The following is an 18,662-nucleotide window of genomic DNA, read 5'->3' as shown; positions in this document are numbered from 1 at the left end:
CGCCCCACCCGTGACGAGGTGCGTGACCGGATCCTGGACGCGGCGCTCAAGGTTTTCGCGGCCGAAGGGTTCGCCGGCGCCACCATCGACGCCATCGGTCACGCCGCGGGATTCACCAAAGGCGCGGTGTATTCGAACTTCGAATCCAAGGACGAGTTGTTCCTGGCCCTGCTGGACCGGCAGTTCGAGAGCCGCGGCGCACTCATCGCCACCGCGCTCGACAGCGGCCAGGGAGATTCCGCGGCCATCGCCGCGGCCCTGAGCCGCTCAACCCTCGATTCGATCCACGACCAGACCGAATATCAGATCGTGCTCATCGAATACTGGCTGCGTGCAGTACGAGACCCGCTGCTACGCGAACGCTTGGTGGCCCGCCGCCGCGCGGCCGCCGATCAAGCGCTGCGCATCGTCGAACAGGCCGGCACGGGCCTGCCCGGCCACCAGTTGTCGGCACTGGCACAACTGGTGGTGACGATCATCTCCGGCATCGCCACCGAGGAAGTGCTGCAACCCGGGACAGTCGACACCGAGACCCTCACCCGGCTGTTCACCGCGCTGCTGGAATCCTCCCCCGCGCAGTAACGGCTCACGCCAGCTTCTTGTGCAGCGGCCGGCCGCCGGTCCCCTCGAAAATCACCCGCTTGCCGATCTCGACGGCATGATCGGCGAACCGTTCGTAGTAGCGGCCCAACAATGCGACGTCGACAGCCGAGCACACCCCGTCCTCCCACTGACGGTCCAGCAGCAGGGTGAACAGATGGCGATGCTCGGCATCGACGGCGTCGTCCTCATCGCGCAGACGTGCCGCAGCGTCGGGATCCCGCGACACCAGCACCTCCTGCGCGGTCTGCGCCAACCGCACGGCCTGCGCCCCCATGTCGGTGAAACTCGCGCGGACCTCGTCGGGCAGCGCGCACTCGGGATGACGCAATCGGGAGATGTCGGCGACATGCACCGCAAGCGCACCCATCCGGTCGATGTCGGCCGCGATGTGCATCGAACCGACGACCGTGCGGAGCTCGCCGGCGACGGGCTGTTGCAGGACCAGCAGCCGGAACGCCGACTCCTCGATGCGGCGGTTATAGGCGGCGATGTGTTCATGGTCGGCGATGACCTGTTCGGCCAACGACAGATCGGAGTCGAGCAGAGCCTGGTTGGCCCGTTGCATCGCGCTCACCGCCAGAGCGCACATCTCGGCAAGTTGACTGCACAGCTGCGCCAACTCGTCGTGAAACGCCTTCCGCATCGCCACATCCCTCCCCGGACCTCGCCGTCCGGCGAAGGTCAAGTACCCGGAAGGGCTGGGCGCTAACCGCCTGAGTTGACGGGCTCGATCGGCAGGCGTCGCAATCCGGCAGGCGCTTCGGCCGGTACCACGGGATGCTCCGGCGCGATCGGCGCCAGTTTCCGGTACGGCTCATTCTGCGCCGGCCGCTGGTCGTCTTGTCCCTTGTTCGGCCACAACGACGCCGCCCGCTCGGCTTGCGCGGTGATCGACAGCGACGGGTTCACCCCGAGGTTCGCCGAGATGGCCGCACCGTCCATCACGTAGAGCGTCGGATAGTTGTACACGCGCTGGTAGGGATCGATGACGCCGTGCTCGGCACTGTCACCGATGGCGGCCCCACCGAGGAAGTGCGCGGTCAGCGGGATGTTGAACAGCTCTCCCCAGGTACCGCCGGCCACGCCGTCGATCTTCGCGGCCATCCGTCGGGTCACCTCGTTGCCGACCGGGATCCACGTCGGGTTGGGCTCACCATGCCCCTGCCTGGACGACATCACCCGCTTGCCGCCCGGCCCGCGCTTGGTGAAGGTGGTGATCGAGTTGTCCAGGTGCTGCATCACCAGCGCGATCACCGTGCGCTCACTCCACCGCTGCGGGTTGAGAAGGCGGATCAGCTTGCCCGGATCCTGGCGGGCCTGATCGAGGAACTGCCGCCAACGGGGAACGTCGGTGCCCTCCGGCCCGGCGCCGTCGGTCATCAACGTCTGCAGCAGACCCATCGCGTTGGAGCCCTTGCCGTAGCGCACCGGCTCCACATGGGTGTCGGAGGTGGGGTGGATCGACGAGGTGATCGCGACGCCGTGGGTCAGATCCATACCGGGTGTCACGGTCAGGGTCTGTGCGCCCACGATGGACTCGGAGTTGGTTCGGGTCAGCACGCCGAGCTTGTCCGACAGCCGGTTGAGGTTGCCGGTGTCGCGCATCTTGAACAGCAGCTTCTGGGTGTTGTACGTCCCGGCCGCCAGGATCAGGTGCGTCGCGGTGAACGTCTTGCGCCTGCGCCGCAGCTTGCTGCCGGTGCGCACCGTGGTGACCTCCCACAGCCCGTCGGCGCGCTGCTCGAAACTCGTCACGGTGGTCATCGGATGCACTTGTGCGCCGGCGGATTCCGCAAGACCCAGGTAGTTCTTGACGAGCGTGTTCTTGGCACCGTGGCGACAGCCGGTCATGCATTCCCCACACTCGATACACCCGGTGCGGGCCGGGCCGGCGCCGCCGAAGAACGGGTCCGGCACGGTCTTGCCAGGTGCCTTCTCACCGTCGAGGCCGAAGAACACCCCGACCGGCGTGGCGACGAAGGTATCCCCGCAGCCCATGTCGTCGGCGACCTCTTTGACGATGCGGTCCGCGTCGGTGAAGGTCGGGTTCTTCACCACACCGAGCATTCGCTGGGCCTGGTCGTAATGCGGCATCAGCTCGGCCCGCCAGTCGGTGATGCCCTTCCACTGCGGATCGTTGAAGAACGGGTCCGGCGGCACGTAGAGGGTGTTCGCGTAGTTCAGCGATCCCCCGCCCACACCCGCGCCGGCCAGGATCATCACGTTGCGCAGCAGGTGGATGCGCTGGATGCCGTACATGCCCAGCTGAGGTGCCCACAGGAACTTGCGCAGGTCCCACGAGGTCTTGGCGAAGTCCGGGTCGGCGAACCGTTGGCCGGCCTCGAGTACACCGACCCGATAGCCCTTCTCTGTCAGCCGCAGCGCACTGACGCTGCCGCCGAACCCCGAACCGATCACCAAGACGTCATAGTCAGGCTTCATGTGATCAGTATGACGCTACCGATTGGTAACTTCTAGACAGGAGGCCCTAACTTGTAAAGGAGATTTTCCCCGCGAGCAGACACAGACTCGCATCAATTGGGCCTCGGTAATGCGATTCTCTGTCTGCTCGGCGGGGAGGGTTTGTCCACAAGCCGAAGTTCATCCCCAACCGGCCCAAGTAGTGCGGCGCAGGAAGTGCGTGGCGACCCAGGATTCGATCGTGACCGTATCGACTGTGACCGCCTCGGCACTGACGCTGTTGGACGAGCTCGGTGGATTCGCCACCACCCGCCAGTTGTTGACCGTCATGACACGTCAGCAGCTGGACGTCCAGGTGCGCAGAGGCTTTCTCACGCGTGTTTGGTACGGCGTGTATGCAGCGTCGAAGCCAGATCTGATGGGACGCCTGGCCGCGCTCGACCTCTACATAGGCAGTGAAGCGGTCCTGTGCATGGGAACTGCCGCAACGCTGTACGGCTTCGACTTTGAGAACACGACAGCCATCCACATGCTCGATCCGGGTGTCCGCGTACGACCCTGCGTCGGCTTGATGGTTCATCAACGAGTAGGCGCGCCGCTGCAGCGCATTTCCGGACGACTGGCGACCGCACCGGCCTGGACGGCGGTCGAGATCGCGCGACAGTTGCCGCGGCCACGCGCGCTCGCTGTCTTGGACGGCGCGCTTCATTCGCTGCGGTGCACTCCCGCCGACTTGGACAAGGCAGTACGCGAGCAGCGCGGTCGGCGCGGCATCGTCGCCGTACGAGAACTTCTCCAACATGCCGATGGCCGAGCCGAATCCGCGATGGAAAGCGAGGCCAGGCTGGTCATGATCGACTACGGCCTACCGCGGCCTGAACTTCAGTACGAGATCCGTGGCCGGAACGGCGAGACATGGCGAGTCGATTTCGCGTGGCTCGACGCGCGAGTCGCAGCGGAGTACGAGGGCCTGGATTGGCATTCCGGTCCGGCCAAGATGGTCGACGACAAGAAGCGGGTCGCCGGCATTCAAGAGCAGGGGTGGACAGTGATTCCGATGGTGGCTCAAGATGTGCGGCGATATCCCAGCCAGCTCGCCGAGCGCATCAACTATCACCTCTCGGCAGCGCACCTAGCCGGTTGAGACCGCGAGCAGACACAGACTCGCATGAAACACGCGCGGGTAATGCGATTCTCTGTCTGCTCGGCGTCAAGAGCCAACAGTGAGCCCGACCTTCTGGAATTCCTTGAGATCGCAGTAGCCCGCCTTGGCCATCGACCGGCGCAGACCACCGACCAGGTTCAACGACCCGAACGGATCGTCGGACGGCCCGTTGAGCACCTGCGCCAACCCCGGCCGCTCGCCGACCGCCACCTGCAGCAGCGCACCACGAGGCAACGACGGGTGCGCCGCCGCGGCCGGCCAGAACCAGCCGCCGCCCAGCGCCTCGTCGGCGATGGCAAGCGGCGTGCCCAGCACCACGGCGTCGGCACCGCAGGCGATCGCCTTGGCCAGGTCGCCCGAGGTGTGGATGTCGCCGTCGGCCAGCACGTGCACGTAGCGTCCGCCGGTCTCGTCGAGGTATTCGCGACGGGCGGCTGCCGCGTCGGCGATCGCGGTGGCCATCGGCACGCTGATGCCCAGCACCTCGTCACTGGTGGTCACCCCGGCAGTGGAGCCGTAGCCGACGATCACGCCGGCCGCGCCGGTGCGCATCAGGTGCAGTGCGGTGCGGTGGTCGAGCACGCCGCCGGCCACCACCGGCACGTCGAGCTCGGAGATGAACGTCTTCAAATTGAGAGGATCACCGGCCCCGTGATCTTGCGCAACACGCTCGGCGGAGATGATGGTGCCCTGGATGACCAGCAGGTCGATCCCGGCCGCCACCAGCGTCGGGGTCAGCGCCTGGGCGTTCTGCGGACTGACGCGGACCGCCGTGGTGACCCCGGCCTCACGGATACGGGCCACCGCCGCGCCGAGCAGCTCGGGGTCCAGGGGTGCGGCATGCAGCTGCTGCAGCATCCGGGTTGCGGCGGCATCGTCGGAAGCCGTGGCCGCGACGTCGAGCACCTGGGCGATCTTCTCTTCGACGTCGGCGTGCCTGCCGATCAGCCCTTCGCCGTTGAGTACGCCGAGCCCACCGAGCCGGCCCATCTCGATCGCGAACTCCACCGATACCAGGGAGTCGGTCGGATGCGCGACAACCGGAACCTCGAAGCGGTACGCATCGAGCTGCCAGGCCGTCGACACGTCCTGGGACGAACGGGTGCGCCGGGACGGCACGATCGTGACGTCATCGAGCTCATAGGTACGGCGGGCAGTTCTGCCCATGCCGATTTCAACCATGTCGCGCATGACTGTTCTTAGTCTCCTGCCCCACCGATTCAGCGGGTGTAGTAGTTGGGGGCCTCGACAGTCATGGTGATGTCGTGCGGGTGGCTTTCCTTCAACCCGGCCGCCGTGATCTGGACGAACTGCGCCTGCTGCAGCTGCTCGATGGTCGCCGAGCCGGTGTAGCCCATCGCGGCCCGCAGGCCGCCGGTCAGCTGGTGGATGACCGTCCCGAGCGGACCTCGGAACGGCACCCGGCCCTCGATGCCCTCGGGCACGAGCTTGTCCTCGGAGAGCACGTCGTCCTGGAAGTAGCGGTCCTTGGAATAGGACTTGGCACCGCCGCGTCCCTGCATGGCACCCAATGAGCCCATGCCGCGGTAACTCTTGAACTGCTTGCCGTTGACGAAGATCAGCTCACCGGGCGACTCGGCGGTACCGGCCAGCAGCGAGCCCAGCATTGCCGTCGACGCACCGGCGGCCAGCGCCTTGGCGATGTCACCGGAGTACTGCAGACCGCCGTCGGCGATCACCGGCACGCCATACGGCTTGCAGGCCGCGACCGCCTCCATGATGGCGGTGATCTGCGGGGCACCGACACCTGCGACGACGCGGGTGGTGCAGATCGAGCCGGGGCCGACGCCGACCTTGACCGCGTCGGCACCGGCCTGGACCAGCGCCGAGGCCGCCGCGCGGGTCGCGACGTTGCCGCCGACCACCTCGACGCGGTCGCCCACGGCTTGCTTCACCCGCGAAACCATGTCGAGCACACCGCGGTTGTGAGCGTGGGCGGTGTCGACGATCAGCACGTCGACACCGGCATCGGCCAGGTTCATCGCCCGGGCCCAGGCGTCGTCGCCGACACCGACCGCGGCGCCGACCAACAGCCGGCCGTCGCTGTCCTTGGTGGCCAGCGGGAACTGCTCGGTCTTGACGAAGTCCTTGACCGTGATCAGGCCGGTCAGCTTGCCGTGCCCGTCGACGATCGGCAGCTTCTCGATCTTGTGCCGGCGCAGCAGGCCCAGCGCAGCTTCGGCCGAAACACCTTCCTGCGCGGTGATCAGCGGCGGCTTGGTCATCACCTCGGCGACAGGCTTGTTCTCGTCCACCTCGAACCGCATGTCGCGGTTGGTGATGATCCCGACCAGCTGCCCACCCTCGTCGACAACGGGCAGACCGGAGATGCGGAACCGGGCGCACATCGCGTCGACCTCGGCCAAGGTGTTGGTCGGAGAACACGTGACCGGGTCGGTGACCATGCCGGCCTCCGACCGCTTCACCGTCTCCACCTGGGCGGCCTGCTCGGCGGCGGGCAGGTTGCGGTGCAGCACGCCCATGCCGCCGGCGCGGGCCATCGCGATGGCCATCCGCGACTCGGTGACGGTGTCCATCGCAGAGCTGACCAGCGGCACCCGCAGGCGGATGTTGCGGGTCAGCTGACTCGAGGTGTCGGCAGCAGCGGGAACCACATCGGAGGCCGCGGGCAGCAGCAGCACATCATCAAAGGTGAGACCGAGCATTGCGACCTTGGTGGGGTCATCGCCGCCGGTCGACACCGGTACGGCGATGGGAACGCTGCTTTCAGCGATCGACATGGGTGGGGCCTCCAGTGGCAGGCGTGGGGCTTATGACCCGATTCTATCGGCTCGGATATTGACAGTGATGTTGCCGCTCCTCGCACGTCAGCTTGCGCATCGGCACGGCTGGCGCGATGGGAGGACGGCTGCGTAGTGTGGGACCCGTGCGTGACCACCTCCCCCCTGGTTTGCCGCCCGATCCGTTTGCCGACGATCCCTGCGATCCGTCGGCCGCACTGGACGCGATCGAGCCGGGCCAGCCTCTGGACCCCCAGGAACGGACGGCAGTCGAGGCTGATCTAGCCGATCTCGCGGTGTATGAAGCGTTGTTGGCGCACAAAGGAATTCGTGGCCTCGTCGTGTGCTGTGACGAATGCCAACAGGACCACTACCACGATTGGGACATGCTGCGGGCCAATCTGCTGCAGCTGCTTGTCGACGGCACGGTACGCCCGCACGAGCCCGCCTACGATCCCGAGCCCGACGCCTACGTGACGTGGGATTACTGCCGCGGCTACGCCGACGCGTCCCTCAACGAGGCCACCTCGGACACCGACGGCTACCGCTGAGAACCGCCTAGCCCCGGCAACAGGGGCAGTTCCATCTCCGGCAACGCCGGACCTTCAGCACCCTGCCCGCTCGACGGGCCCTCGTGATCTGCGCCACCCTCGCTCTCGGCAGGTGCCGTCGGCGCGCTGTTCGCCGGGGGCTCCGACGTGGGCTCCACCACCGGCGCGGCGGTGGTGGTGACGGGCGGCTCTGCCGCCGGAGCAGCAGAGGTGGTGGGTGCGGACGTCGTGCGCGTCACAGAGGGCGGCGAGGCCGACGACGGAGTCGTCGCCGGGGCCGACGCGCTGGTGGTGGGCTGGGGGCTGCTCGTCGTCGGAGTCGGTGACGCAGACGAGGACGGCGTCGACGGCGCAGTGGTAGTCGGTTGCGACGTCGAGGTCTCCCCCGGCGTAGACGTCGCCGACGGGGTGGGGGTCTCTGAACCCGGTGTGGTCTCCATCGGCGAGGTCGAAGGCCCGGTCGTCGGTGTCGACGTCGGGATCTCTCCCGGCGGGCTCTCGACGGGCGACGACGGTGGCGTCGTCACGGTCACCTCGGGCAGCACCACCGGCGGCGCGTCGGGTGGCACGGTCGCTTTCGGATCACGGTTTTCCACCTTCACCGACAGCTGCTGCCATTGGTCGACGAGCTCCTGCTTGCGCCGCTCGTCATCGACGGTGGCGACGGTGGTGGTGAGGGTCTGCAGCTTCTGCTGTGCCTGTTCCCATTGCCCATCGTCGATCAGCTGCTGGACCTGTTTGAGCTCACTGGAGGCCAACTCGACGCCTACGTCGCGCGTCACCGGTGCCGAGCCGAAAACCAGTCCACGCACGCCGTAGAGCGCGTCGCCCGGCCCCGAGCCGTACACGGCCGCACCGAACCCACCGAGGCACAGCAGCGCGGCCGCCATCGATCCCACCAGTGCCATCGGCATCCGAACCCGGCCCTGCGAGGTGGCCTTGTCGAGTGCCGCGACGGCCTCGCGGGGCGTCGCGATGCCCGACATCGGAGCGCGCCGCGCCTCGTCGCGCCAGCCGGTCAGCAGAACGGCGAGTTCTGCCTCTTCCCGGTCGGTGGCATACACCTGCCGTTCGAGGGACAACGCCTCGATGAATTTCTCGGACCGGTTGATCTCGTTGAGGGACGGATCACCACCGTTTGAGGTCCAGCGGCCGAAGTCAGGCATGGTCACGTCCCGTCGCCATGATCTCGGTCTTGAGCCGGGCCAGCGCCCGGTGCTGAGCCACCCGCACGGCGCCGGCGGTGCTGCCGACGGCCTCGGCGGTCTCTTCGGCGCTCATGCCGACCACGATGCGCAGGATCAGGATCTCGCGCTGCTTTTCGGGCAGTACCGCCAGCAGCCTGGCCATCCGTTCCGAAGACTCGGTGTCGAGCGCGGTCTGTTCGGGCCCCGTGTCAAGGGAGAACCGCTCGGGCACCACATCGGTGGGCTCGGCACGATTCCTGGCCGCCGCGCGATGCGCGTCAGCAACCTTGTGCGCAGCGATGCCGTACACAAAGGCCAGGAACGGGCGTCCCTGATCTTTGTAGCGCGGCAGCGCCGTTATGGCGGCCAAGCAAACCTCCTGCGCAACGTCATCAGCTGATAGACCACTACGCTCGGTCGCCCCCACCCTCGCCCGGACATACCGAACGACGATCGGCCGAATGATCTCCAGCACTTCCGAGAGCGCGTTCCGATCACCTGCCACTGCCTCAGCAACGACAATGTCGAGACGGTCTCCCGAACTTGTCATCGTGGGCGATCTCTCCAGCGTTACGTTGCACCGACACTCGCGGCGATTGGCTGAGCTAAACAATAACGATCGGGGCGGGGTGGCCGTGATCAGTGCCGGTTCTAGGTGCCGGCCCACACCCCGCCTCTGCGACGCACTGTATCGGCGCTGAGGTCCCGGATTCTGCTGATTTGTCCAGCCTCGTGCGTGGCGCTCCCGATGTCGGCCAGCAGGCAGGCCAACGCCCAGCGCAGCGGGATCAGGCCGGATTTCTCACTGGCCAGCAGTGCCGCGTCGGCGACTTCGCGTGCGGCGTCGAACTCGCCGGCACTGCACAGTGCCGCGGCCAGCACGACGTCTGATTTGACGGCGTGGCGCGTCGAGCGGTGACCGGCCGCAGCCGCGACCCCTCGACGGGCATGCTCCACCGCCGCGGCGCCGTCGCCCTGGACCATCGCCAGTTCGGCGCTCACCCACTCCAGCCGGATCTGCCGGCGTGAGTTGGCGGATGTTTCGAGGGCGCGGGCCCGGTCGAGTAGCCGCTCCGAGACACCGAAGCGGCCGAGTCCGAGCGCATCGGCGGCCAGCCCGACGAGCGCATCGGCGGCTGCCTCGGCATCGTCACCGCACCGAGCCCAGGCCTGACCGTCGGCCGCGCGGGCACGTGCGTGCCCGCCCAATTGGCGAAGAAAGGAGGCCCGGGTGCTGTGCGCCAGCGACACCAATGGCCCGGAGTCCCGACCCCGCAGGAGCACGCCGAGCTCGGCGAGGGCGCAGCCGTAGCGCCCCTGCCCGCCGGCGGCGACTGCCCGCAGCCAGCGCTCGTGCGGCGTGGTGGCGCTGGGTAGCGGCCACCGGCCAGGGTCGGCCCCGAAGGCCGCGTCGGCCAGGGCCGCAGCGGCCGGCGGGAATGCAGTCATCGTTTCGCGACGCTATCAACATGGCGGTCGGCTCAGGCACGCGGGAATCGGGTACCGCATACCGTCGGAACCGGGTATTGAATGTTGCGATATAAGCATCAGTTAACAATTGGTGGCGCGAATGTTAATGGCGTGTCAACTAACCGCTGCCCGCCCGGAATAGCACACAACGTCCCCGCCTGCGCGAACAGGGAAAACCCGAACTCGGTTGCCACAGCCTTAACATGCAAGCCCCGGCTTAAGCGTCGCAACAATGAACGCGATGTAAATTCTCGACCTGCGATTATGCCCTTTAGCACACCGCGGGCCTATTGACTCGCTTTATTCAGTCCCCCTAGTTTGTGTGCACGAGCGGTCATCGGCGACACGTGCTCAGTTCGGTTCCACCGACTCAAACCCGCCCAATTCGGCGAAATGGGCGAGCAGAGAGGGGTTTTCCACATGCCGCAGCCGCAGCAGCTTCCCGGACCCAATGCGGATATCTGGGATTGGCAAATGCAGGGACTTTGCCGTGGTGTCGATTCGTCGATGTTCTTCCATCCCGATGGTGAACGCGGACGGGCCCGGGCTCAACGTGAGCTCCGCGCCAAGGAGATGTGCCGCAGCTGCCCAGTGATTACCCAGTGCCGTACACATGCGCTTGCTGTCGGTGAGCCGTACGGCATCTGGGGCGGCCTGAGCGAGTCCGAGCGTGAGCTCTTGCTCAAGCGAGGCATCCGCCGCACCGCCTGAGCCGTAGAGCAAACTCATACGCCGATCTGAAAAGGCTCCACCCCACGCGGGGTGGGGCCTTTTCGGTTGTCAGCTTGAGTTGGCCTGCGTTGGTCAGCCCACGAGGAAGGCGGCCAGCGACAGCACCGCGAGGACCAGGAACACCAACGGGAACGCGATGTTGTAGAAGACCTGCGCGCGGATATGGGTGATCACGGCACCGATGAAGAACGCCACCAGTCCGACCGCGGCGGCGACGCCGAGCGGCGGGAACGCGAACAGGCCCACGAGCAGTCCGATGGCTCCGGCCCCCTTGAGCAGGCCCAGCACCGGAACCCAGTTCCGCGGGACGTCAACTTCAGCCGAGTTGGCCAGGACGAAGCTTGCCCCGGCGAGATCCGCGAGCGCCATCGCCGCGTTGGCCGCGATGGTGACCGCGACGATCAATGTCGCGATCATGCCGAGTTGTAGGGTCATGGTGGTCGCCTCCGATGTCCGATCGTCAAGGGGTTCACCGTGTTGACGCTTGCCGCGCGTGAAAGGTGACGAGATGACCGACCAGCAGGTCCTGGCCGACCGATTCGAAGAGGATCGTCCCCGTCTGCGCGCGGTGGCGTGTCGACTGCTCGGCTCGGTGCACGATGCCGACGACGCGGTTCAGGCAGCGTGGCTCAAGATCAGCCGTCGCGGCATCGACGGTGTGAACACCCCGACCGCCTGGTTCACCACGGTCACCGCACACGAATGCCTTGACCGGCTGCGGGAGCACAAGCGGCGTGCCGAAGTCCTCGGCGGCGACGAACTGCTCCCCGAGGCGCTCTCCCCCGCCGCCGACGAGCAGGTGGTCATGGCCGAATCGGTGGGCCGTGCCCTGCTCGTCGTGCTCGACCAGCTCTCGCCCGCCCAACGCGTCGCGTTCGTGCTGCACGACGCCTTCGCCGTGCCCTTCGACGTCATTGCCACGCTGCTCGACCGCACACCGGCGGCCGCCAAGAAACTGGCCAGCCGGGCCCGCGACCGCGTCAACGGTTCCGAGCCGTCCGCGGCCCGCCCCACCGCTGAACACCTCGACATCGCCCGGACTTTCCTGGCCGCTTCCCAGCAGGGCGATCTGGCGGCGCTGCTGGAAATTCTGGACCCCGATGTGGTGCGTCGCGTCGACCGCGTGCTCGTCGGCGGGCAGGTCCCCACCGAGCTGCGAGGTGCGCAGGAGTTCGTCGAGGAGTCGAAGATGTTCGCCGCGGTCGCCCGCGGTGGCGAAGTCGCGGTTCTCGACGGCGCCGCCGGCATCGTCATCGCGCCGGCCGGCCGGCTGAAGTCCCTACTGCGGCTCGACATCCGTGACGGGCGGATTCACGTCATCGACATCATCGGCGATCCGGACCGCTTGGCCGCGGTCTCCGTGACGTTGGCCGACCAGTTCCCTGCCGAGCAGACATAGAACAGTCCCAAAATCGGCATTTGCGGGCAGTTTTGTGTCTGCTCGCCGAAACTCGTGACCATGACCATCGACGTCACCGTGGCCGAGACGGGCGCGGGAACCTACACCCAGCAGATCACCGCCGGACGCCACCAGTTCATCGCCGACGAGCCGCTTCCGGTGGGTGACGACGCCGGCCCGAATCCCTATGACCTGGTGTTGGCCGGCCTGGGCGCGTGTACGTCGATGACGGTGCGGATGTACGCCGACCGCAAGGGCTGGCCTCTTGAGCAGGTACGAGTCACGTTGCGGCACTCGCGTATTCATGCGAAAGACTGTGCCGACTGCGAGACCACGAAGGGGACGATCGACCAGATCGACCGCGAGATCGAGTTGATCGGCGAGCTCGACGACACCCAACGGGAACGGCTGATGTACATCGCGGAGCGGTGCCCCGTCCATCAAACCCTCAATTCGGAAGTCCACATCACCACGACCGAGATTTCGTGATCCGCCTGCACCGGCGTGAAGCCCCGGCGTAGGAAGGACGTCATGACCGAGAACTGGAATGACAAGATCATCGCCGAGTTCCGCGCCAACGGAGGCAAGGTCGGTGGACCGTTCGAGGGTGCGACGCTGCTGCTCCTGCACACCACCGGGGCCAAGTCCGGCAAGAAGCGCGTCAACCCGGTGATGGCATTCGATCTCGACGGCAAGCTCGCCATCGTCGGTTCGTACGCAGGTGCCGACGTCGACCCTGCATGGCTGCACAATCTGCGCGCGCATCCCGATGCCCACATCGAAATCGGTACCGACGCCTACGACGTACGCGCTCGCGAGATGCCACGGGACGAGCGCGACGCGGCGTATCCACGCATCGTCGCGAAGGCACCAGGCTTCGGGGAGTATCAGACGAAAACCGACCGGGTCATCCCGGTCATCGAGTTGCAGCGCCGCTGACGCCCGGCCACAGCAGGTTCATGGCTCGATCAACACCTTGAGGGCCTCACGGTCGGCCATCGCGCGATAGCCGTCGGGGGTCTCGTCGAGGCCGATGGTGCGGTCGAACACCCGGCCGGGTTCGATGGTGCCGTCGAGAACGTCGGGCATGAGTTCCTCGATGTAGGCACGGGCCGGCGCCACCCCGCCGGTGAGCGTGACGTTGCGGAAGAAGGTGCCGAAATCCATTGGCACTTGGGTGTATTGAGATACTCCGAGCCGGCTCACCCGGCCACCGGCCCGTACCGCGTCGAGCGCCGTGGCGACCGACGGTTCGGTCCCCACGCATTCGATCACTGCGTGGGTGCCGTCCCCACCGGTCAGTTCGCGAATTTTCTCGACGGCTTCGTCGCCGCGTTCGGGTACCACGTCGGTGGCACCGAACTCGCGACCCAGGTCGGTTCGGACGGTGTGGCGGCCGTTCAGGATGATCTGCTCGGCACCCAACCGCTTGGCGGCCAGCACCGCACACAGTCCCACCGCACCGTCGCCGATGACCGTCACCGACGATCCCGGCCCCACCCCGGCGGTCACCACGCCGTGATGGCCCGTGCAGAACACATCCGACAGGGTCAGCAGGGACGGCATCAGTGCCGAGTCCTCGGCCACCGGAAGCTTCACCAGCGTCCCCTGCGCTTGAGGAACGCGCACGGCTTCGCCCTGGCCGGCATCGACGCCGGGGGCGCCCCACCCGCCACCGTGGCGGCAGGACGTCTGCAGCCCCTCCGCGCAGAAGTCACACGTGTTGTCCGCCCAGACGAAGGGGGCGACCACCAGGTCACCGCGCGCGAGCCCGGACACGTCTACTCCGACGTCCTCTACGACGCCGATGAACTCATGCCCCATCCGTCGGCCACCGTCCTTGTGGGGCATGGACTGATACGGCCACAGGTCGCTGCCACATATGCAGGCGCGCGTGACCCGCACGATGGCGTCGGTCGACTCTTTCACGATGGGATCGGGCACGTTTTCCACACGCACGTCGCCGGCGCCAAACATCACGGTTGCTCGCATGCTCATTCCTTCATTCTTTTGGCCCACGACCAAGATAGCGCTTGTCAGAAGTTCAAGCCCGAGAACATGATCCGGCCCGGGTCATACTTCTGCCGGGTGGCGGCCAGCCGGGAAAGGTTGGCCCCGAAATACCGTGACGCCGGCTGGTTCGCCTCGAGATAGTTCACGTAGCCGCCGACCGAATACGGTGCCACGGCTCGGTGCGCAGTGTTGAGCCAATTGGCTGCCGGCGCAGGCGAACCGGCGGTTTCCACGTACCACTGCACCAGAGCGGACTGGCGTCGCCACGGAAAGGCGGTGTCCCCCGGCCCCACCGTGGCCAGTGCGCCGTCGAGCGCATGCATGATCACCAGCGGACGGCCGGCCCCGGCCGGGAAGGCGTTGAACGCCGCGGCGATTCCCTGGGCGGCGGCCGGGGTGATCGACTGGAAGACGTCGGATCCGCCGACATAGCCGAGCGGCGCCGGGTTGAGGTTGTCGGCAGCCAGGAATTTCACCAGGTCCAGATAGTTCAATGTGCGGTTCTCCGTCCCGGCCGGCTGCAGACCCACCGCTTTGACGATGGTGGCCGCCACGCTGCCCCCTGATCCGGCTGGGCAGGTTGCGAGTATGCGGCAGTGCGCGCCCTGCGGGTCGGTGACGGTGTCGGCCAATGCCCAGCTGCTGCGGTCGGCGGTACGCAGCCAGTTCTGCCACCCCACAAGTACCTGCGGGAAAGCCTGCAGCGGAAAATGCAGCCCGACGACATCGACGTCGCTGATCGGGAAGGTGGCGAAGGTCAGCGCGGTGGTCACCCCGAAATTGCCGCCGCCACCGCCTCGCAACGCCCAATACAGATCCGGATGCTCGTTTGCCGACGCCGTGACCGCCGCACCGCCGGGCAGCACCACTGTCGCCGAGACCATTTGGTCGCACATCAGCCCCGCATGGCGCGATTGGGCGCCGAGCCCGCCGCCCAGGGCATGCCCGGCCGCGCCGACCGTCGGACAGGTGCCGGTGGGAATGCCACGCCCGGCTGCGGCGAGGGCCTGGTGGATCGGGTACAAACCGGTCGCGGGTGTCACCGTGACATACCCGGTGGCGGCGTCGTAGTCGATGCCGCCTGGCAGTTGGCGCAGATCCAGCACCATCGTGCCGTTCGCTGTCGACGCGCCCACATAGGAGTGCCCGCCACCGCGCGCAGCGACCTTGAGGTTGTGGGCCGCAGCGAAGGCCATCGCCCTTTGCACGTCCGCCGCCGAATTCGGGGTGACGACCGCCGCCGGGGTCAGTCCGTTGAAATTGGTGTTGAAAACGCTTTTGGCCGAGGCGAATTGCCCAGCGTTGTCCGGCAGGACCACCTGGCCCTGGATCGCGGACGAGAGGTCGCCCCAGCCGGCTGGGTCGGCACTTGCCCGGCTCGATCCGAACACCGCGCCAGCAGCAAACGCACCGACGGCCCCACGCAGGAACCTTTGACGCGAGATCCCGCGCGGCGACTCCCGCGGTTCCGTCATGTCCGAATTGTGGATCACTTGAGTCGAAAGCCGCGGCGCCGCACGACGTGTTGAGGTTTCGGTCCGATACCGATTCGGCATCCGCGGATACGATCGCCACGCTGGGTGCATTCGCCCGGTTCCGACGGCACATCTGGAGGCCCCGCGCTGTGAGCGCACCATCGAACCCGAACATGATCCCCGCCTACGCCGCGCTGCGCGACGCGCGACTGCGCCAACAGGCCAAGATCGGCGGCTGAGGATCTGTAACTCCCACGACGACGGCGCCGACATACAGTTCAGCGCGTCTCAAGGGGGTTGGCCGATGCCGAACGATCGTCGCCGGGCGATGACCGCCGTGGGTGCTGCCGCAGCGGCATTGGCCATTCCGGGGATTCTGAACGTCTCCGCAGCGCACGCGACCCCGCTACCCGGATTCTGTGTGCCGCCCAACCTCGTCGACAACGTGTGTACGGCGCGGCTGACATCGGTCACGGCCGATGTGATCGACGGGACGATCACCGGGACGCCGGTGGGCGGCGGGGCCGCGGTCACCCTCACGGGGCAAGCCGACGCGTACCTGAAATCGACCGGCTTCGGAGCTGAGCCGCCGGATCCGGTTCAGCAATGGGACACCGAGATCGACAGGGTCGGTGACCTCGACACGTCCCCGGCCAACCCCAACTGGTACGGCAATGCGAAGGCCCGGGTTTTTCTGCCCAGAACCCTCAACGACCTGGCCACCAAATTTCCTCCCGACAGCCTCGTCGTCCGATTCGTGACGGATGACTCCCGGCCGGATGCGTTCCGAATCGTCTCCATCCAGCCGACAGCTACGCCCGATCCTGTGCCAGCCCGGCCAGGTGCTTGAGCGAGTTGTCCAAGTGCCGGCGGTCGAACGGCGGAAATTGGATGTGTTCGCGAAGGGTGGGCGGCACGGCTGACCAGTCATACGTCAGCGTGACCTCCGTCCGGTCGTCGCCGAGCGGCTCAAGGTCGTAGCGCCAGATCCAGCCGCCGAACTCCAGGGTGGCGTCGTCGTCGCCTTGGCCAGGAAGCCACGCAATCGCGTGTGGCGGCTCGAAAACCTCTACCCGGTTGGCCATCTCGTAGTGCATGCCTCCGTAGTTGTCGTGGTACATCGCCATCCGGAAGACCTGCCCGGCCGCGGTCAGCTGCTTGCCGTCGAGCGACTCCCGCACCCAGCCGGTGCCGTCGATCGCCTGATGGGTGGTCGGGTCGGCCAGCACGGTGAACACGGTTTGGGCCGGCGCGTTGATGGTGCACGCGGCGCTCATGGTTTCGTCGGTCATACCGGTACCGACCGACGTCGACGCACAAACTCATCGCGGCTCGGCATGGTGAGGCTATGTGGCCAGCCCGAAAACTCTCACCGCGGTCGACTTGCCCTTCAGCTCGTGAAGCCCCCGGTCGGTGAGTCCGGGCGGGCGCGCCTCCAAGGTGTCGACGGTCGGCTGGGTCAGCAGAATCGAGTCGCCCGTCGTCTTGGTGAGCTGCTCTACCCGGGCGGCGACATTGACGGCATCACCGATCAGGGTGAATTCCAGCTTGCCGCCGCCACCGATGGTGCCGGCGATCACCACACCGGTGTTGATGCCGATACCGATCCGAAGCGCACCCTCAAATCGTTCGGCAACCACCCGCTGCATCAGCAGCGCGGCGTTCACTGCGGCATTGGCATGGTTCACGAGCTCGTTGGGGGCGCCGAAGACCGCCAAGGCACCGTCGCCGAGGAATTTGTTGACATGTCCGCCGGCATCGACCACGGCGGGCACCACGATTTGGAACAGAGAATTCAACCGGGCGACGGTGTCCTCAGCCGTGTTCGCTTCGGCGTACGGGGTGAAGTCACGAATGTCGATGAACATCACCGTCACCTCGCGCCGCTCACCGGTGAACACATCGTCACCTTGCTCAAGCAGCCGTGCCGCCAAGGACGGGTCGACGTACGTCCCGAATGCCGCCTGAAGTCGTTGCCGCTCAGCCAAACCCGCCTGCATGCGGTTGAAGGAGGCCGACAGTGCACCCAGGTCGTCGTCCTGGACTACCGGCAGGCGCTGACCGTAGTCGCCGGCAGCAACGCGTTCGGTGCCCTCGGCCAGGTCGCGGATCGGTCGCAAGAACGGTGCCATCGTCATGACCGCGACTGGCCCTGCGATGAGCGTCAACGCGCATCCGATCGCCAACGAGACGATCGGGTCTTCCCGGGCACGGTCGATCACGGATGCCGTGATCGCGGCCCCGATGGAGAAGCCGAACGCCATCGCGACCATGGTGATGTGAGACCACGCGGCAAAGGTCGGGTGAGACCGCGGCAAGCCGTCACCGATTCCCGTGTCACCGGCGATCGCGGTCCGCGCCGGCCGTAGCGATCCCTCGGTGAAGCTGTGCACCCCGAACACCCCGGTGGCCGCTCCGTACGCGGCACCGATGATCCCGTACTGGACCATTCGCCACCCGTCGGCGTCAGCCACCGCGGCGACAACAACCGCAACGCATGGTGTCCAGACCAAGTCAGTTGCGAGCACCCGGCCAGTCGTATTCCGTGCATAAACGTATGTGGCGCGCAACGCCTCCATTGGATCGACCTCGGGTGATCCTGCCCATTTCTCGATCAGCCGTAACGGCTTCGAGCCGGGAAGGACCAGCAGGTAGACCCGCACCAGCATGGCGATACAGGTGATGACGGCCGCCTCCGCGTAACGATCGGATCCCTCGAAGGCGACGATGATCAACGGATAGGCGAGATGAACCGACAGCCCGGCGACGAATACGAGTGCGCAGACCACCCAGGAGTACCTGGGCCCGTACCGGTCCCAGACCCACTGAAAGATCCGGTCCATGCCGAAACAAAACACCCCCGGCCTGACGACCGGGGGTGTTT

20 protein-coding genes are annotated in these 18,662 nt (G+C 66.7%); 8 read left to right on the top strand and 12 right to left on the bottom strand.

Features of this window, described 5'->3' with window-relative positions:
* On the top strand, nucleotides 1-582 hold a 582-nt coding region (locus tag E0T84_RS05960; RefSeq protein WP_138744016.1), incomplete at its 5' end, for a TetR/AcrR family transcriptional regulator.
* A 4-nt stretch (nucleotides 583-586) separates the two neighbouring features.
* Here E0T84_RS05960 and phoU read toward each other — a convergent pair.
* Both phoU and E0T84_RS05950 read right to left on the bottom strand, forming a co-directional pair.
* Complete coding sequence (gene phoU / locus E0T84_RS05955; RefSeq protein WP_070184726.1) at nucleotides 587-1,246, bottom strand: phosphate signaling complex protein PhoU; 660 nt, start codon at nucleotides 1,244-1,246, stop codon at nucleotides 587-589.
* A 62-nt stretch (nucleotides 1,247-1,308) separates the two neighbouring features.
* A complete protein-coding gene (locus E0T84_RS05950; RefSeq protein ID WP_070184717.1) occupies nucleotides 1,309-3,045 on the bottom strand; it encodes a GMC family oxidoreductase in 1,737 nt (578 codons plus the stop codon).
* A 235-nt stretch (nucleotides 3,046-3,280) separates the two neighbouring features.
* Between E0T84_RS05950 and E0T84_RS05945 the strand changes: the two genes are divergently transcribed.
* Nucleotides 3,281-4,168 (top strand): hypothetical protein, encoded by an 888-nt coding sequence (locus E0T84_RS05945; RefSeq protein ID WP_171054928.1) that lies wholly within the window; start codon nucleotides 3,281-3,283, stop codon nucleotides 4,166-4,168.
* A gap of 66 nt (nucleotides 4,169-4,234) precedes the next feature.
* Here E0T84_RS05945 and E0T84_RS05940 read toward each other — a convergent pair whose 3' ends face one another.
* Both E0T84_RS05940 and guaB read right to left on the bottom strand, forming a co-directional pair.
* Complete coding sequence (locus E0T84_RS05940; RefSeq protein ID WP_171054927.1) at nucleotides 4,235-5,371, bottom strand: GuaB3 family IMP dehydrogenase-related protein; 1,137 nt, start codon at nucleotides 5,369-5,371, stop codon at nucleotides 4,235-4,237.
* A gap of 38 nt (nucleotides 5,372-5,409) precedes the next feature.
* Nucleotides 5,410-6,951: an IMP dehydrogenase gene (guaB, locus tag E0T84_RS05935; RefSeq protein WP_070184714.1), complete on the bottom strand. Its 1,542-nt coding sequence runs from the start codon at nucleotides 6,949-6,951 to the stop codon at nucleotides 5,410-5,412.
* Nucleotides 6,952-7,097: 146 nt separating this feature from the next.
* On the opposite strand from guaB, the gene E0T84_RS05930 reads away from it, so the two are divergent.
* Complete coding sequence (locus E0T84_RS05930; RefSeq protein ID WP_003882245.1) at nucleotides 7,098-7,502, top strand: DUF5319 domain-containing protein; 405 nt, start codon at nucleotides 7,098-7,100, stop codon at nucleotides 7,500-7,502.
* On the opposite strand, the gene E0T84_RS05925 is transcribed toward E0T84_RS05930, so the two are convergent.
* From E0T84_RS05925 to E0T84_RS05915, 3 genes are all read right to left on the bottom strand, one after another.
* Nucleotides 7,493-8,668, bottom strand: a complete 1,176-nt coding sequence (locus E0T84_RS05925) for an anti-sigma-D factor RsdA (protein WP_138744036.1) — start codon at nucleotides 8,666-8,668, stop codon at nucleotides 7,493-7,495. The genes E0T84_RS05930 and E0T84_RS05925 overlap by 10 nt on opposite strands.
* Nucleotides 8,661-9,239: a sigma-70 family RNA polymerase sigma factor gene (locus tag E0T84_RS05920; protein WP_070184713.1), complete on the bottom strand. Its 579-nt coding sequence runs from the start codon at nucleotides 9,237-9,239 to the stop codon at nucleotides 8,661-8,663. Before E0T84_RS05920 ends, E0T84_RS05925 begins: the two co-directional genes overlap by 8 nt.
* Nucleotides 9,240-9,340: 101 nt before the next feature.
* Nucleotides 9,341-10,138, bottom strand: a complete 798-nt coding sequence (locus E0T84_RS05915; RefSeq protein ID WP_138744015.1) for a hypothetical protein — start codon at nucleotides 10,136-10,138, stop codon at nucleotides 9,341-9,343.
* Nucleotides 10,139-10,579: 441 nt separating this feature from the next.
* On the opposite strand from E0T84_RS05915, the gene E0T84_RS05910 reads away from it, so the two are divergent.
* Nucleotides 10,580-10,870, top strand: a complete 291-nt coding sequence (locus tag E0T84_RS05910) for a WhiB family transcriptional regulator (protein ID WP_075910297.1) — start codon at nucleotides 10,580-10,582, stop codon at nucleotides 10,868-10,870.
* Between the two features lie 93 nt (nucleotides 10,871-10,963).
* Here the strand turns inward: E0T84_RS05910 and E0T84_RS05905 are convergent, their stop codons facing one another.
* A complete protein-coding gene (locus tag E0T84_RS05905) occupies nucleotides 10,964-11,326 on the bottom strand; it encodes a DoxX family protein (RefSeq protein ID WP_083283869.1) in 363 nt (120 codons plus the stop codon).
* Nucleotides 11,327-11,399: 73 nt separating this feature from the next.
* On the opposite strand from E0T84_RS05905, the gene E0T84_RS05900 reads away from it, so the two are divergent.
* From E0T84_RS05900 to E0T84_RS05890, 3 genes are read left to right on the top strand one after another with little or no spacing between them, the layout of a single operon-like run.
* Nucleotides 11,400-12,290: a sigma-70 family RNA polymerase sigma factor gene (locus tag E0T84_RS05900; protein WP_138744014.1), complete on the top strand. Its 891-nt coding sequence runs from the start codon at nucleotides 11,400-11,402 to the stop codon at nucleotides 12,288-12,290.
* A gap of 60 nt (nucleotides 12,291-12,350) precedes the next feature.
* On the top strand, nucleotides 12,351-12,779 hold the full coding sequence (locus E0T84_RS05895) for an OsmC family protein (RefSeq protein ID WP_138744013.1): 429 nt from the start codon (nucleotides 12,351-12,353) through the stop codon (nucleotides 12,777-12,779).
* A 42-nt stretch (nucleotides 12,780-12,821) separates the two neighbouring features.
* Nucleotides 12,822-13,229 (top strand): nitroreductase family deazaflavin-dependent oxidoreductase, encoded by a 408-nt coding sequence (locus E0T84_RS05890; protein ID WP_138744012.1) that lies wholly within the window; start codon nucleotides 12,822-12,824, stop codon nucleotides 13,227-13,229.
* 18 nt (nucleotides 13,230-13,247) lie between these two features.
* Here the strand turns inward: E0T84_RS05890 and E0T84_RS05885 are convergent, their stop codons facing one another.
* Both E0T84_RS05885 and E0T84_RS05880 read right to left on the bottom strand, forming a co-directional pair.
* A complete protein-coding gene (locus E0T84_RS05885; protein ID WP_070184721.1) occupies nucleotides 13,248-14,282 on the bottom strand; it encodes a zinc-binding dehydrogenase in 1,035 nt (344 codons plus the stop codon).
* Nucleotides 14,283-14,326: 44 nt separating this feature from the next.
* A complete protein-coding gene (locus E0T84_RS05880) occupies nucleotides 14,327-15,778 on the bottom strand; it encodes an FAD-binding oxidoreductase (protein WP_138744011.1) in 1,452 nt (483 codons plus the stop codon).
* Nucleotides 15,779-16,082: 304 nt separating this feature from the next.
* On the opposite strand from E0T84_RS05880, the gene E0T84_RS05875 reads away from it, so the two are divergent.
* Complete coding sequence (locus E0T84_RS05875; protein ID WP_234998147.1) at nucleotides 16,083-16,628, top strand: hypothetical protein; 546 nt, start codon at nucleotides 16,083-16,085, stop codon at nucleotides 16,626-16,628.
* On the opposite strand, the gene E0T84_RS05870 is transcribed toward E0T84_RS05875, so the two are convergent.
* Entirely contained in the window at nucleotides 16,591-17,070 is a 480-nt protein-coding gene (locus tag E0T84_RS05870; protein WP_070184708.1) for an SRPBCC family protein, read from the bottom strand. The two genes, E0T84_RS05875 and E0T84_RS05870, sit on opposite strands and share 38 nt — an antisense overlap.
* Before the next feature lie 54 nt (nucleotides 17,071-17,124).
* Entirely contained in the window at nucleotides 17,125-18,621 is a 1,497-nt protein-coding gene (locus tag E0T84_RS05865) for an adenylate/guanylate cyclase domain-containing protein (protein WP_070184707.1), read from the bottom strand.
* Nucleotides 18,622-18,662 lie beyond the last annotated feature (41 nt).

The sequence above is a fragment of the Mycobacterium sp. DBP42 genome, from assembly GCF_005924235.1.
Classification (GTDB): domain Bacteria; phylum Actinomycetota; class Actinomycetes; order Mycobacteriales; family Mycobacteriaceae; genus Mycobacterium; species Mycobacterium syngnathidarum.
This window is presented reverse-complemented; position numbering and strand designations above follow the sequence as displayed.

What these genes read in the sequence shown, in the direction of transcription:
- E0T84_RS05875 (WP_234998147.1), top strand. Translation starts at nt 16,083, where the DNA reads ATGCCGAACGATCGTCGCCGGGCGATGACCGCCGTGGGTGCTGCCGCA.
- E0T84_RS05915 (WP_138744015.1), bottom strand. Translation starts at nt 10,138, where the DNA reads ATGACTGCATTCCCGCCGGCCGCTGCGGCCCTGGCCGACGCGGCCTTC.
- E0T84_RS05885 (WP_070184721.1), bottom strand. Translation starts at nt 14,282, where the DNA reads ATGCGAGCAACCGTGATGTTTGGCGCCGGCGACGTGCGTGTGGAAAAC.
- guaB (WP_070184714.1), bottom strand. Translation starts at nt 6,951, where the DNA reads ATGTCGATCGCTGAAAGCAGCGTTCCCATCGCCGTACCGGTGTCGACC.
- phoU (WP_070184726.1), bottom strand. Translation starts at nt 1,246, where the DNA reads ATGCGGAAGGCGTTTCACGACGAGTTGGCGCAGCTGTGCAGTCAACTT.
- E0T84_RS05950 (WP_070184717.1), bottom strand. Translation starts at nt 3,045, where the DNA reads ATGAAGCCTGACTATGACGTCTTGGTGATCGGTTCGGGGTTCGGCGGC.
- E0T84_RS05920 (WP_070184713.1), bottom strand. Translation starts at nt 9,239, where the DNA reads ATGACAAGTTCGGGAGACCGTCTCGACATTGTCGTTGCTGAGGCAGTG.
- E0T84_RS05870 (WP_070184708.1), bottom strand. Translation starts at nt 17,070, where the DNA reads ATGACCGACGAAACCATGAGCGCCGCGTGCACCATCAACGCGCCGGCC.
- E0T84_RS05910 (WP_075910297.1), top strand. Translation starts at nt 10,580, where the DNA reads ATGCCGCAGCCGCAGCAGCTTCCCGGACCCAATGCGGATATCTGGGAT.
- E0T84_RS05900 (WP_138744014.1), top strand. Translation starts at nt 11,400, where the DNA reads ATGACCGACCAGCAGGTCCTGGCCGACCGATTCGAAGAGGATCGTCCC.
- E0T84_RS05940 (WP_171054927.1), bottom strand. Translation starts at nt 5,371, where the DNA reads ATGGTTGAAATCGGCATGGGCAGAACTGCCCGCCGTACCTATGAGCTC.
- E0T84_RS05890 (WP_138744012.1), top strand. Translation starts at nt 12,822, where the DNA reads ATGACCGAGAACTGGAATGACAAGATCATCGCCGAGTTCCGCGCCAAC.
- E0T84_RS05905 (WP_083283869.1), bottom strand. Translation starts at nt 11,326, where the DNA reads ATGACCCTACAACTCGGCATGATCGCGACATTGATCGTCGCGGTCACC.
- E0T84_RS05895 (WP_138744013.1), top strand. Translation starts at nt 12,351, where the DNA reads ATGACCATCGACGTCACCGTGGCCGAGACGGGCGCGGGAACCTACACC.
- E0T84_RS05865 (WP_070184707.1), bottom strand. Translation starts at nt 18,621, where the DNA reads ATGGACCGGATCTTTCAGTGGGTCTGGGACCGGTACGGGCCCAGGTAC.
- E0T84_RS05880 (WP_138744011.1), bottom strand. Translation starts at nt 15,778, where the DNA reads ATGACGGAACCGCGGGAGTCGCCGCGCGGGATCTCGCGTCAAAGGTTC.
- E0T84_RS05925 (WP_138744036.1), bottom strand. Translation starts at nt 8,668, where the DNA reads ATGCCTGACTTCGGCCGCTGGACCTCAAACGGTGGTGATCCGTCCCTC.